Annotated in this window: 12 protein-coding genes; 8 read left to right on the plus strand and 4 right to left on the minus strand. The window is 68.1% G+C overall.

The window, feature by feature from the left end; all coding sequences use genetic code 11:
• Nucleotides 1-3: 3 nt before the first annotated feature.
• Complete coding sequence (locus DW307_RS01720; RefSeq protein WP_029258452.1) at nt 4-837, minus strand: mechanosensitive ion channel family protein; 834 nt, start codon at nt 835-837, stop codon at nt 4-6.
• A gap of 180 nt (nt 838-1,017) precedes the next feature.
• Between DW307_RS01720 and DW307_RS01725 the strand changes: the two genes are divergently transcribed.
• Together DW307_RS01725 and DW307_RS01730 are read left to right on the plus strand one after the other, a co-directional pair.
• On the plus strand, nt 1,018-2,085 hold the full coding sequence (locus DW307_RS01725) for a DUF998 domain-containing protein (protein WP_081859735.1): 1,068 nt from the start codon (nt 1,018-1,020) through the stop codon (nt 2,083-2,085).
• A 56-nt stretch (nt 2,086-2,141) separates the two neighbouring features.
• Nucleotides 2,142-4,688 carry a LuxR C-terminal-related transcriptional regulator gene (locus DW307_RS01730; protein WP_136023754.1) on the plus strand — a complete coding sequence of 849 codons (2,547 nt, stop codon included), beginning with the start codon at nt 2,142-2,144 and terminating at the stop codon, nt 4,686-4,688.
• 26 nt (nt 4,689-4,714) lie between these two features.
• Here DW307_RS01730 and DW307_RS01735 read toward each other — a convergent pair whose 3' ends face one another.
• Nucleotides 4,715-5,143, minus strand: a complete 429-nt coding sequence (locus DW307_RS01735; RefSeq protein WP_136023755.1) for a DUF6325 family protein — start codon at nt 5,141-5,143, stop codon at nt 4,715-4,717.
• Between the two features lie 22 nt (nt 5,144-5,165).
• Entirely contained in the window at nt 5,166-5,552 is a 387-nt protein-coding gene (locus DW307_RS01740; protein WP_029258448.1) for an SHOCT domain-containing protein, read from the minus strand.
• A gap of 212 nt (nt 5,553-5,764) precedes the next feature.
• Between DW307_RS01740 and DW307_RS01745 the strand changes: the two genes are divergently transcribed.
• Genes DW307_RS01745 through DW307_RS01755 form a run of 3 tightly spaced genes read left to right on the plus strand, consistent with a single transcriptional unit; the run spans nt 5,765 to nt 7,950 of the window.
• Nucleotides 5,765-6,199, plus strand: coding sequence for a DUF6325 family protein (locus tag DW307_RS01745; RefSeq protein ID WP_029258447.1), 435 nt, complete (start codon nt 5,765-5,767; stop codon nt 6,197-6,199).
• Nucleotide 6,200: 1 nt separating this feature from the next.
• On the plus strand, nt 6,201-6,542 hold the full coding sequence (locus DW307_RS01750) for an SHOCT domain-containing protein (RefSeq protein WP_029258446.1): 342 nt from the start codon (nt 6,201-6,203) through the stop codon (nt 6,540-6,542).
• A gap of 49 nt (nt 6,543-6,591) precedes the next feature.
• Nucleotides 6,592-7,950 carry a hypothetical protein gene (locus DW307_RS01755; RefSeq protein WP_136023756.1) on the plus strand — a complete coding sequence of 453 codons (1,359 nt, stop codon included), beginning with the start codon at nt 6,592-6,594 and terminating at the stop codon, nt 7,948-7,950.
• 28 nt (nt 7,951-7,978) lie between these two features.
• On the opposite strand, the gene DW307_RS01760 is transcribed toward DW307_RS01755, so the two are convergent.
• On the minus strand, nt 7,979-8,920 hold the full coding sequence (locus tag DW307_RS01760) for an HAD family hydrolase (protein WP_029266400.1): 942 nt from the start codon (nt 8,918-8,920) through the stop codon (nt 7,979-7,981).
• Nucleotides 8,921-9,129: 209 nt separating this feature from the next.
• Here DW307_RS01760 and DW307_RS01765 point away from each other — a divergent pair, with 209 nt between their 5' ends.
• From DW307_RS01765 to DW307_RS01775, 3 genes are all read left to right on the plus strand, one after another.
• On the plus strand, nt 9,130-9,339 hold the full coding sequence (locus DW307_RS01765; RefSeq protein WP_136023757.1) for a heavy-metal-associated domain-containing protein: 210 nt from the start codon (nt 9,130-9,132) through the stop codon (nt 9,337-9,339).
• Nucleotides 9,339-10,295 (plus strand): heavy-metal-associated domain-containing protein, encoded by a 957-nt coding sequence (locus DW307_RS01770; protein ID WP_136023758.1) that lies wholly within the window; start codon nt 9,339-9,341, stop codon nt 10,293-10,295. The genes DW307_RS01765 and DW307_RS01770 overlap by 1 nt, the downstream gene beginning before the upstream one ends.
• Nucleotides 10,296-10,357: 62 nt before the next feature.
• Entirely contained in the window at nt 10,358-12,685 is a 2,328-nt protein-coding gene (locus DW307_RS01775) for a heavy metal translocating P-type ATPase (protein WP_136023759.1), read from the plus strand.
• The last annotated feature ends 8 nt before the right edge of the window (nt 12,686-12,693 follow it).

Below are 12,693 nucleotides of genomic sequence, written 5' to 3' on the forward strand. Positions count from 1 at the left end.
AGCTCAGAACGGCTCCGGTGCGACCAGCGGTGCCGGGCCTTGCCGGGGGGTGACGACCGCTCTCACCCCGGCGGATTCCAGCGCCTCGGCCACACCGCGGACCGTCGCCGACACCACGGCCGATCCGTGCAGCGGGTGGTGCCAGATCCGAAGGATGAGCATCCATCGTGTCGGAGAGACCGAGGCGAACGACACGCCGGGATGCTCGCGGGCATGAACGCCCTCGACCTCGCCGGCGGCACGGGAGATGATCGCGATGACATCATCCACGGCGATCCCCTCTTCTCTCGCGACCCGGATGTCCACCGCGCTGCGACGCGCGCCGTGACGGGAGTCGTTCACCAGAACCCCGGTGAGGAGCGTGGCGTTCGGTACGTGCACCGTCCTGCCGTCGACCGTCGCCAGGAGCACCGCGCGTCCGTTGAGCTCCTGGACGACGCCGCGGATCGGCCCGTCGGGGCCGTCGATCTCGATCTCCTCCCCGATCTTCACGGACTGGCGGGATTGGATGAGCACCCCGGCCGCGAAATTGTCGGCGACGCCGCGGAGCACGAGGATCAGGACGACCACGGCGATGGCCGTCATGGCCAGGAGCGGCTGCACGTTCGCCCCGAGGAAGGCCAGCCCGACGCCGATGCCCACCAGGAGCAGGGCGTATTGGGTGAAGCGTGCCGCCAACTGCGCGACCGAGTCGGAGATGCCCGGCGTCCGTGTCGTCAGCTTGAGCACGCCTTTCCGGGCGAAGCGGGAGAGCAGCCAACCGATGAGGATGGACAGCACCGCCAGCACGATCTGCCACGGCGAGAGCCCATCGGGGAACAGAGCGTCCAGCGTCACGTTCGCCGACCACTCGATCGGGGGCTCCAGCGCATCATCCGACCAGGATGCGGCGCGCGCGCTCGCCGCGGAGGATCCCTCTCACCCGGAGGGGGTGAGCGCGGAGCACGGCTGGTCGGTATCGCCCGTTGAGGATGAACGATGTTCGTCCGCGCTTCCGCAGCACCGGAGACTGAGGGCATGTCGACGACGCCCCCATCGCCGGATCTCCTCACAGCAGCCCGCTCGCACGGCGCGACCCGTGAACGAGCGCGGGAGGCCATCGGTCTCCAGATCTCGATCTTCGCCTTCGTCGTCGCAGCGCTCGTGGCCCTCGTGGTGTTCCGCCTGCGGTCGGCGCCCATCTCCGGCCCCGATTCGCTCGGGCAGTTCGCGGCACTGGCATCCGCGGTCACGGCGGTCGTCGTCTTCGTGCTGGGTCGCGTCATCGCCGCCGATCCCGAGAGGCACAGGCGGCTCGGGGTGCTCGACATCATCGACATCGCGGCCTTCGCCTTCGCGCACGCCATCATCGCCCTGCTCGGGTGGACGCTCGCCGCGACGATCATCGAAGCGGGTCTGATCGGAGCCGTCGTTTACCCCGTGCCCGTCCTGATGCTCGCCGGCGCCGCGAGCGGGCTCACCGCGTACGTGACCTACTACTCCGCGACCCATCTGGACCTGCAGCTGCTGGCGACGGTCCTCGCGGTGTTCCTGGTCCTCGGGATCCTGGCGAGCATGCTGACGGCGAGCGACCCGCAATGGTGGCAGGAGAACCTCAGCGCGCTCGGCATGACCGACGACCTCTCGGCGCGGGCGTTCAACCTCACTCTGATCGTCGCCGGGATCCTCGTGACCACGCTCGCCCGCTACGCGACGAGGGGCATCCCCACCCCGCACCCGCGCGGAGTGACCTCGGTGCGGACCTGCCTCATCATCGTCGGGCTCTTCCTCGGCATGGTCGGCGTGTTCCCCGTCGATGAGCACTTCGCGCTTCACACCGCGGTGGCGTCGGGAATGGTCGTCGCGTTCGCCGTGCTCGTCGTCGCGATGCGCTGGTGGGTGCCCGGAGTCTCGCGGACCTTCCTGCTGCTGGGGTACGTCTTCACCCTCCTGATCGTGGTTCTGGCGGTGTTCTTCGCCGTCGGCTACTACACGCTCACTGCCGTGGAACTGGTGGCCGGGACCGTCGTGTTCACCTGGATCATCCTCTTCATCCGCACCGCTGATGCCCTCAAACGAGACGAGGGAGCGAAGACCGGCGACTAAAGATCACCCGGAGGATGCCCTTGAGGGGTATCCGGCACGCCACTAGCTTTGGTGCCATGTCGCACCCCGTACGCTCGACGAGGCCGGGACCCACGGTGCGATTCCGGCCACCGGCTCCCCAGCCCGGCGCGATCCGTCGTGATCGGGTGAGCGCAGCGATAGGGGCGGCCGTCGTGAACGCGCAGTTGACGGTGATCAGCGCCCCGAGCGGATTCGGGAAGACGACCGCGGTCGCCGATTGGGCCTCGGGTGTCGATCGGGTCGCGTGGCTCGGACTCCACACGTTCGACTCCGACCCGTCCCGGTTGACTCAGGGGGTCGTGAACGCGCTGCTCACCGGCGCCGAGCGTTCCGGCCGTCCTCTCGATCTCGACCGTGATCTGGACGATCCGGACCGGGCGTACCAGGAGATCTGCCGGGCGTTGGGAAATTCGGACGAGCGTATGCACCTGATCGTCGACGATGCGCAGCGCGCGGGCGAGGAATGGCGCAGGGGACTTCTCGGCATGCTCGCCGAGCAGGCGCCGGAGAGTCTGCACGTCGTCCTGGTGGGGACGACCCTGCTCGAGCTGACGCTCTCCCGTCATCGGCTGATGCACCCGGAGGCCTTCGTCGGCGTCGACACCCTCAGCTTCACGGGAGAGGAGGTTCGACTGCTGCTCGAGGGGGACGCGGCCCACCTCGAACCCGAGACGATCCTCGACGAGACTCAGGGGTGGCCGATCGCCGTCAGACTGATGATGATCGGCGGAGCGAGACCCGACGCGCAGGCGCAGAGCGCCTCGAGTTTCCTGGGCAGCTACGTGAGGGAGCATGTGCTCGGGAGCCTTCCTCCCGACGTCGCGGACTTCGTGCTCGAGGCGAGCGTCTGCGGAGAACTCACCCCCGAACTCGCCGCCGCTGTCACCGGGCGCCCCGACACCGTCACGCTGCTCGAGACCTGCGTGCGACTCGGTCTGTTCCTCGACCGGTTCGAGGGGCCTCACGGCATCGTCTATCGATGGCATGCCGCCTTTGCACGACGATGCGCCGAGATCCTGGGCCAGGATGCAGCGCGCGCGAAAGAATGCCACAGGCGCGCCGCCGCCGCCCTGGAACCGACGGATCCGACGGCGTCGATCGCGCATTCGCTCCAGGCGTTCGACTTCCTCGCTGCGCGCTCGACCCTTCTTCGGCACTGGCTCGGGCTCGTGGTCGGGGCGAGGGCGGACGAGGTCGAGCGCACCGCGACCGAGATGCTGCGACGCACGCCCGACGACGCCCAGGTGCTGCTCGTGCGCGCCTGCGCGAGCGATGTGCTCGGTGACCATCGCGTGGCGCGCGAGTTGTTCCGGCGTGCGGAGGCATCGATCGCGCGATCGGCCGACCCCGATGAGCCTGCTGTCCTCCAGATCGCCCGACTCTTCATCGCCGACGAGCGCGCGGAGGTCGCGAGCGCGAGCGCCAAGGTGCGGCAGATGCTGCTCGATGACGATTCGACGGAGCTGAGCGACCGCGCCGCGCTCAACTACATGCTGGGATGGACTGAGATCCGGCATCGCGGCAATCCCCTGATCCCGCTCGAGTACTTCTCCGCGGCGGCCAGGGAGGCACGGGGCTCCGGGGATCGGGAACTCGCGAAACGGGCATCGGGGCACCTCGCCTTCGGGCAGACGTGGGCGGGTCGCCTCACCGAGGCCCGGCAGTCGCTCATCCGTGTGCACGAGGAGGAGGACGTCGGTCTGCCCTGGAGCACCTACGCCGGCGGCAGCGCCGCGGCGGCCGCGGGATTCGTCTCCTACTGGTCGGGGGAGCTCGTCGACGCCATCCGCGAGTTCGGGACGGTGATCGCCAACGGCAGCTCCGATCGCTCGTTCACGAGCGTGGCACGCATGATGATCGCCTACGCAGCGGCGGAGACCGGAGACGTCGCCGCCTGCCGTCGCGCGGCGATCGGCATCCAGGACATCCCGCTGGAGGTCGTGCACGGCATCTCCTGGCCGGCGTTCCGCGAATCATCGGTCGCCCTGCTCGAAGAGGCGGTCGGCCGGCAGGACCGGGCGATGCGGATCGCGCGCAGATATGTCCATTGCCCCGACCTCCCCGTCGTCAACGTCGCACTGGCAGGGGTGTTCCGCCGGTCCGGCGAGTACTCGGCGGCGTTGGAGATGCTGCGATCCCTGCGGGCATTCAGCGAGGTGTCGTACGTGAAGTCGGCGACGCTCATCACGGCAGCTCTCCTGCGCCGTCATGGCGGGCACCATGAGGAGGCGCACGAACTGTGCGAGGCTGCCGTCGCCGTCGCGGCGGGGGAGAACATCCGCCTTCCCTTCGGCCCGCGCGAGACAGCGGTGCGCAAGCTGTTGGGAGAGCATGTGCATTTCGGCACGCAGTTCGAGGACTTCATCGGCAGGTGTCTCGCCACGGATACGGCCGGGTCGCTCGTGGACGCGCTCTCGGAACGCGAGCGTGATGTGTTCCAGCAGCTCCAGACGGCGCGTACGCTGCAGGAGATTGCGCGGGAGCTGGCGGTGTCGATCAACACCGTGAAGACCCACCAGCGAGCGATCTACCGCAAACTCGGGGTGTCGTCGCGACGTGAGGCCGTGCGGACCACCGTCTGACGTCGACGCCGGCCCCGCAGGAAGCCTCACACCTGGTGCAGTGCCGACGAGAGGATCGTGTTCGCGATCGACGCCGGTATCGGCTGGGTCGCGAGGATGCGGTCCTCTCGGTGGTCGACGTCACGGGCGAACCGCTCGAGCCAGATCGGCTCCACCAGGATGAGCGCCGCGAGTGCGCCGAGGGGAACCGTCGCCGCGAAGTGACGAGCGTCGTCCTCGCCGATGAGACCGGGAGTCTCGAGGGCGAGGCCGGCGAGTGCGAACTCGTCACGGTCGACCTCGACGATCCGGTGCTCCTCGAGGCCGAGCCGCTCGATCATCAGGAAGTCGAGGAGGCGGATGGCGCCGGCCTCCACCTGTCGCAGCAGGGCCTCGAGGACGTTCGGGCCGAGGCGGTCGCCCTCGAGGTGCACGGCGACGAACTCGACGTCGCCGAGCGCCTGCAGAGTCGTCACATCGACCACCTCGACCACGGCCTCAGCTCAGAGCGCGGGTCTTGATGGCCGCGAACTCGTCGGGGGTGATGGTCCCCGCGGCGAGCAGCTTCGATGCCTTGTCGATCTCGTCGCTCGGGCTGGAGCCGGCGACGCTGCGGATGTAGGAGTCGGCTGCCTGCTGCTGGTCCCTGTAGGCGGAGACACTCCGCTCGCCCATGCCTCTGCCGCGCGCGATCAGGTAGACGAGCGCCGTGAGGAAGGGGACGAAGATGAGGAAGATGATCCACACGGCCTTCCACCAGCCGTTGAGCGTGTGGTCGCGGAACAGGTCGGCGACGATGTTGAAGAGCACCATCAGGTAGGAGACGAACACGAATACCCAGAAGAACCACCAGATGATGTCCCAGAAACTGTCCCAGATGGACATGTCGCACCTCTTTCGTCGAGTGACTGCGTACGGCGATCGTGACAGGACGCATCGTCGCGCGGGGGAGTCGCTCACCCTGATCGGGCGACCCCGCACGACCGGCGGGGGTGAGGGTCTCATCCGCTCGGGGTGAGAGAGCGGCCCGCGCCGGGCGCGGCGATGCGACCATGGTGCACAGTCGTGGCCGTGTGCCCCGTGAGAGAGGACCATCCATGAATGACTTCCGTTTCGGTCCCGCCGAGTTCTATCTCGTCGGGTTCGAAGGAACCCACCCGGACCCCGCGACATTCCGCGCGTTGACCGACCTCGTCGACAGCGGGATCGTGCGCCTGTTGGACTTCGTCGTGCTCGCGAAGTCGGAGACCGGGAAGGTCGAGATCGTCGAGCTCGACGACGACGACGGAGTCCTGGACCTCGGCGACTTCGAGCCGATCGCGGCGGGTCTTGCGGGCGAAGAGGACGTCGAGTCGTTGGCGGGCGCGCTCGCCCCGGGACAGTCGGCTGCCCTGGTCGTCCTGGAACTCGCGTTCGCTCGCACGCTCGCACAGAATCTCGCCGCGGCGGGCGGACAGGTGCTGCGCACCGAGCGTGTTCCGGCGCCCGTGGTGAACGCCATGATGGACATCCTCGATCAGGAAGGTGAATGACATGCCCTTGAGAAGATTCGGTCGCCCCGGACTGATCGGCCTCGCCGCCCGGACGGCAGTGGTGGCCGGGACCGCATCGGCTGTCGGCGGCGCCATGTCGCGGCATCAGCAGGAGCGTGCCCAGGGAGAGTACGAGCAGCAGCAGTATGAAGCCGCGCAGCAGCAGGCGCAGATCGACGCCGCGGCTCAGAACGCCGCATCGCAGTACTCGTCTCCGCCTCCGGCCGCGCCCGCACAGGGGGACGACCTGATCGCGAAACTGCAGCAGCTCGCGTCCCTCAAGGACTCCGGCGTCCTCTCCGAGGCTGAGTTCGCCGCAGCGAAGCAGAAGCTCCTGAGCTGAACACACCGATGATTCGTCGTCTGCGGGATGGCCGAAACGAGAAGGACGAATGAGCGAACTGGACGATCTGCGAGCGCGTGTCCTTCTTCTCGAACAGGAGAACGAGACACTCAAGAAGCCCCGTCGGCGTCCGGTGGCCAGAAGCATCGTCGCGGGAATCGTGCTGGCTCTTGCGGTGCTGATGGCACCGATCGCCGCGATGGGGACCTGGGCGCGCCTGCAGCTCGTCGATGCCGATCAGTTCGTCGCGACGTTCGCACCTCTGGCCGAAGACCCGGACGTGCAGGACTTCGTCGCGGATCAGGTCAGCTCGGCGATCCACGAGCAGGTGGACTTCGATGCGATCGTCGGCGAGGTGTTCGACGGGATCCGTGAACTCGACCTTCCGCCCCGTGCCTCCTCCGCCCTGTCGTTGCTGGAGGCTCCGGCGGCCAGTGGGCTGACCTCCCTCGTCGACGGTGTCATCCATGACGTCGTGGCATCGGACCAGTTCGCCGACATCTGGGCGCAGACGCTGCGCATCACTCATGAACGTGCCGTCGCGATCCTGCAGAACAGCCCTGACACCGCCCTGCAGCTCGCAGACGACGGGGTTCTCTCGATCGACCTGGGTCAGGTCGTCGACCGCGTCAAGGCGGTGCTGACGGAGCGCGGTGTCGGGTTCGCCGACCTCATCCCGGAGATCGACCGATCGGTTCCCATCGCCCAGGCGGATGCCCTCGTCCTGGTGCGCACGATCTATCAGGTCGCGGTGGCCGCCGGATTCTGGCTGCCATGGGTCGTTCTCGGTCTCGTCGTCGTCGGCATCCTCCTCGCGAGGAACCGCGCGCGTGCTCTCTTCTGGACCAGCGCGGGATTCGCCGTCGCGTTCCTGCTCCTGTCGGCGGGGATGGGCATCGGAAGAACGTTCTTCATCGGCGCCGTGAGCCCGTCGATCATGACGGCGGCGGCCGCGCAGTCGCTGTTCGACGAAGTCACGTGGCTGCTGAGCTCGACGATCGTGGCACTGGCCCTGGTCGGAGTGCTCGTCGCCGTGTGGGCGTGGCTGGCCGGATCGAGCCGCAGCGCCGTGGTGACACGCGGAATCCTTGAGAGCGGCTTCACGGCGGTCCGGAGCACCTGGGAACGACGAGGCCTGTCGACCGGACGATTCGGCCTCGCGGTCGATCGCTTCCACGGTCCGATCCTTCTGGTCGGGTTGGTGCTCGCGCTCCTCATCCTCATGGCGTCGAGACCGGTCTCGTTCGGTGCGGTGTTCGGGGTGACCGTCGGACTGCTCGTCTTCGCCATCGTGGTCGAGCTGCTCAGGCGACCCCCGGGCGCAGCGATCGTTTCCCCGAGGGAAGAGCCACTGGTCGAAGAGCCGGAGGAAACGGAACCGGCCGACGCGGAGAACGCCCGACGGTGAGTCTCCGACGGGCGTTCTCCCCGACATCTCAGGCGCGCGCGGAGTCGGGAAACACCTGCTCCCAGTCGTCTCTGACGCTCACGACGGTGTAGCCCTTGTCCGCAGCATCCGCGAGGGCCTTCTCGGCGCCCGCGTCGTAGGGGATGTCGCCGCGTGACGGGTCGTCGTGGTGGACGAGGAGTGCGAAACCCGGCCGGGGTCCTCGGCGTGTGAAGTCCATCATCGCCGTGTCACCGTTGGAGTTGCCCCCCACGAACAGGGGGCGCCGGCCGATGCGGGTCCAGATGCGGATCGGCTTCTCGGGGCCGTCGTCGAAGAAGGCCAAGGAGGACGAGTACCGCACGGTCGCCTCGGCATCGTCCCACGCGAGACCGAAGGCCGACCCGACCACGCGCTCCGGGGGGATCCCGTAGTTGGCCTGCGTCATCGGACGCATGAAGTCACGCTCACCTCCCGAGACGATGTAGCAGGTGAAGCCGTGGTGCTCCAGAAACCTGAGCAACTCGACCATCGGCTGAAACACGGTCTCGGCGTAGGGGCGCTGCAACGTCGGATGCTGCGCGGTGCGGTAGAACTCCGCCACCGACGCCGCGTATTCCTCCACGCTCATCCCATCCGTGAGCCCGACCAGCGCCTGGATGATGATCCCGAGGTCGGAGTCGTCACCACCGTAGTGCTTGTCGATCGCCGCTCCCAGCCACGCGAAGTCGCCGCTCACGGCTGCGAGATACGGCTGCCTCTCGGCGAGCTCAGGTGCCCGCTCCGCAGCCGCACGCCACTGCTCCACGACGAAGTGCAGCTGTGTGATCATCGGCTTCTCCGACCACAGGGTCCCGTCGTTGTCGAACACCGCGATGCGCTCCTCGACGGGAACGGCGTCTGGCCCCGATGTCACGGAGGCGACGAAAGCCTCGATGTCTCGGCGTGTGCGGGTGTCGCGCCAGGAGGGGAGGGAAGGGTGAGCGGTCATGTGCGATCCTCGCGTCTCTTCGAATGCCGGCGGAAGCATCAGCGTGGCATCGTCCCGCGGTTCTCGACAGGCCGACATCACCCCGCCAGGGCGATGGTCCGCGTGGTCGAACACGGAGATCACCGCGTGATCGGAATACCCTGGGAGGGTATAAGGTTGACGCGAAGGAGTACCCCACCCGGGTATGCTGAATCGAGAAAGGAACCCTCATGAACACGAGCGAGTACCAGGTGAGCGGAATGAGCTGCGGCCACTGCGAGGTCGCTATCCGCGGCGAAGTCAGCCAGATTCCCGGTGTCGATGCGGTCGACATCAGCGCTCAGACCGGCAGGCTCGTCGTGACGAGCGCAGAACCCCTCGACGACGCGGCGATCCTCGCGGCGGTCGACGAGGCGGGCTACCAGGCAGTACCCGCCTGATGAACACCGCAAGCCGTCTCGGCCTCTACGGCGCGGGTCTCGTGGTGGTCTTCGGGGTCGCGTTCGCGGTGGCCGGCGCCGTCGTCCCCGACAGCGCTGTGGCCTCCTGGATGGAGCGCGGGGGAGCCGGCCACGATGAGCAGTCGGCGGAACCCGCCACGCAGAACACGGATAACGGGAAAGAGCAGGGGACAGACGTGAGTGGAGTGATGATCGCCGCATCCGGATACACCATCGGCGCGATCTCGGCCCCGGGGGAGACCGGGACCGCGGGGGAGCTCTCCTTCGTGGTGCGAGGGCCCGAGGGCGAGCCGGTCACCTCGTACGAGACGGCCCACGGCAAGCAGCTTCACCTGATCGTGGTGCGCAGTGACGGCAGCCGATATCGGCATGTGCATCCCGTGCTCGATGTCGGGACGGGGGCCTGGTCGCTACCATGGACCTGGGAGGCTGCGGGTACGTACCGTGTGTACGCCGACTTCACCGCATCGGACGGGCCCGGGGTGACGCTCTCACGGACCGTCGATGTGGGCGGGCCCTTCACGCCGCAGCCTCCGGCCGAGACGCGGTCCACCGCCACCGTCGATGGATTCGACGTGTCGATCAGTGGTGACCTCGTCGCCGGTGCCGGGAGCGAGTTGACGGTCGAGATCGCTCGGGACGGGGTACCCGTCACCGCGCTCGAGCCCTATCTGGGTGCGTTCGGGCATCTGGTCGCACTCCGTGACGGAGACCTGGCCTACCTGCACGTGCACGCGCACGGAGATGAGCCCGAACCGGGTGAGGTCGCCGGTCCCGAGGTGGTCTTCACCGCGCAGGCTCCGACCGCCGGCAGGTACCTGCTCTACCTCGACTTCCAGGTCGACGGGAAGGTCCACACCGCGCCGTTCGTCCTCGATGCGGTTCCCGCCGACCTGTCGTCGAACGACACGGGCGACGACCACGGCGGGCACTGAACCGCACCACCCCACTCTTTCCGCGTCCTCGGACGCGGAGCGCAAGTATCGAGGAGATCATCATGACGGACACGCAGTCCGCGGCCGCACCGGCCAGCGTGGAGCTGGAGATCGGCGGCATGACCTGCGCATCGTGCGCGATGCGGATCGAGAAGAAGCTGAATCGGATCGACGGCGTCACGGCGACCGTGAACTATGCCACGGAGAAGGCCAAGGTGATCGCCCCGGCCGGCTTCGATCCTGCTCTGCTCATCGCGGAGGTGGAGAAGACCGGATATACCGCGGCCCTTCCTGCGCCCGAAGCCGAGACGCGTCAGGACGATGCGGGCGATGCCCCCGATGCCGAACTCACGAGTCTCAAGCACCGGCTCATCGCCTCGATCGTCCTGACGGTTCCGGTCATCGCGATGGCGATGATCCCGGCGCTCCAGTTCATGTACTGGCAGTGGCTCTCGCTCGCGCTCGCCGGTCCCGTCATCGTGTGGGCGGCGTGGCCGTTCCACAAGGCGGCGTGGACGAACCTGCGCCACGGCGCAGCGACCATGGACACCCTGATCTCGATGGGGACCATCGCCGCATTGCTGTGGTCGCTCTACGCCCTGTTCTTCGGGACTGCAGGAGTCCCCGGGATGACGCACCCGTTCGAGCTGACCGTGGCTCCGAGTGACGGCGCCGCGAACATCTACCTCGAGGTGGGGGCGGGGGTGACGATGTTCATCCTCGCCGGGCGCTACTTCGAGAAGCGCTCCAAGCGCCAGGCCGGGGCCGCGCTGCGCGCGCTGCTCGAACTCGGAGCCAAGGACGTCGCCGTGATCCGCGACGGTATCGAGAAGCGGATTCCCACGGCCGACCTCCAGCCGGGCGATGAGTTCGTCGTACGCCCCGGTGAGAAGATCGCCACGGACGGGGTCATCGTCTCGGGGAGCTCGGCCGTCGACGCCTCGATGCTGACCGGCGAGTCGGTGCCGGTCGAGGTCGGTGAAGGGGACGCCGTGACCGGCGCGACCGTGAACGCCGGTGGCCGCCTGGTCATCCGGGCGACCCGTGTCGGCTCCGACACGCAGCTGGCGCAGATGGCGAAGCTGGTCGAGGACGCGCAGACGGGGAAGGCCGAGGTGCAGCGCCTCGCCGACCGCGTCTCCGGGATCTTCGTACCGATCGTCATCGCGATCGCCCTCGCCACCCTCGGGGCATGGCTGGGAGCCGGGTTCCCTGCCTCCGCAGCCTTCACGGCGGCCGTCGCCGTGCTCATCATCGCCTGCCCCTGCGCGCTGGGTCTCGCCACACCGACCGCTCTGCTGGTGGGGACGGGACGCGGAGCGCAGATGGGCATCCTCATCAAAGGACCCGAGGTGCTCGAATCCACCCGCAAGGTCGACACGGTCGTGCTCGACAAGACGGGCACCGTGACGAGCGGCAAGATGACGCTCACCGCCGTGCACACCGCGGAGGGTGTCGATCGACGCGAGCTCCTGCGGCTGGCAGGCGCCGTGGAAGACGCGTCGGAGCACCCCATCGCGCAGGCAGTGGCGAAAGCCGCGACTCAGGAGATCGGCGCACTCCCGGTGCCCGAGGACTTCGTCAACGTCGAAGGCAAGGGTGTTCAGGGCGTGATCGAGGGGCACGCGGTGCTCGTGGGTCGGGAATCGCTGTTGGCCGAGTGGTCGCTGCACCTGCCCGCCGAGCTCGCTGCCGCGAAAGCGGAGGCCGAGAGTCAGGGCAAGACCGCCATCGCGGTCGGGTGGGACGGCGAGGCGCGTGGCGTGCTCGTCGTCGCCGACACGGTGAAGCCGACCAGTGCGCAGGCCATCTCGCAGCTCAAGAGTCTGGGTCTCACGCCCGTCCTCCTCACCGGCGACAACCGGGCGGTGGCGGAGCAGATCGCGGCAGAGGTCGGCATCACCGATGTCATCGCCGAGGTGCTCCCGAAGGAGAAGGTCGATGTGATCACACGGCTGCAGCGCGATGGCAAGGTCGTCGCGATGGTCGGGGACGGCGTGAATGACGCGGCCGCACTCGCCCAGGCCGATCTGGGGCTCGCGATGGGCACAGGGACCGATGCGGCGATCGAGGCCAGCGACATCACACTGGTCCGCGGAGATCTGCGCAGTGCCGCGGACGCCATCCGCCTGTCCCGCAGGACTCTGGGCACGATCAAGGGCAACCTGTTCTGGGCCTTCGCCTACAACGTCGCGGCGATCCCGCTCGCAGCGCTCGGCTTGCTCAACCCCATGCTCGCCGGCGCGGCGATGGCGTTCTCCAGCGTCTTCGTGGTCGGCAACAGCCTCCGCCTGCGTTCCTTCCGGAGCCAGACGGCGGACCCCTCTCCGGCAGGGAGCCGTGCGGCGCGGGAACGCGCGACACCGGCAGTCCCCGCAGGAACCCACTGAAACCGAAA

The sequence above is a fragment of the Microbacterium sp. K27 genome (assembly GCF_004794435.1).
In the GTDB taxonomy this organism is placed as follows: Bacteria; Actinomycetota; Actinomycetes; order Actinomycetales; family Microbacteriaceae; genus Microbacterium; species Microbacterium maritypicum_A.

Excerpts from the sequence above, each read along its gene's own strand:
- DW307_RS01725 (WP_081859735.1), top strand. The coding sequence starts at position 1,018 with ATGTCGACGACGCCCCCATCGCCGGATCTCCTCACAGCAGCCCGCTCG.
- DW307_RS01765 (WP_136023757.1), top strand. The coding sequence starts at position 9,130 with ATGAACACGAGCGAGTACCAGGTGAGCGGAATGAGCTGCGGCCACTGC.
- DW307_RS01745 (WP_029258447.1), top strand. The coding sequence starts at position 5,765 with ATGAATGACTTCCGTTTCGGTCCCGCCGAGTTCTATCTCGTCGGGTTC.
- DW307_RS01740 (WP_029258448.1), bottom strand. The coding sequence starts at position 5,552 with ATGTCCATCTGGGACAGTTTCTGGGACATCATCTGGTGGTTCTTCTGG.
- DW307_RS01770 (WP_136023758.1), top strand. The coding sequence starts at position 9,339 with ATGAACACCGCAAGCCGTCTCGGCCTCTACGGCGCGGGTCTCGTGGTG.
- DW307_RS01760 (WP_029266400.1), bottom strand. The coding sequence starts at position 8,920 with ATGACCGCTCACCCTTCCCTCCCCTCCTGGCGCGACACCCGCACACGC.
- DW307_RS01730 (WP_136023754.1), top strand. The coding sequence starts at position 2,142 with ATGTCGCACCCCGTACGCTCGACGAGGCCGGGACCCACGGTGCGATTC.
- DW307_RS01775 (WP_136023759.1), top strand. The coding sequence starts at position 10,358 with ATGACGGACACGCAGTCCGCGGCCGCACCGGCCAGCGTGGAGCTGGAG.
- DW307_RS01750 (WP_029258446.1), top strand. The coding sequence starts at position 6,201 with ATGCCCTTGAGAAGATTCGGTCGCCCCGGACTGATCGGCCTCGCCGCC.
- DW307_RS01755 (WP_136023756.1), top strand. The coding sequence starts at position 6,592 with ATGAGCGAACTGGACGATCTGCGAGCGCGTGTCCTTCTTCTCGAACAG.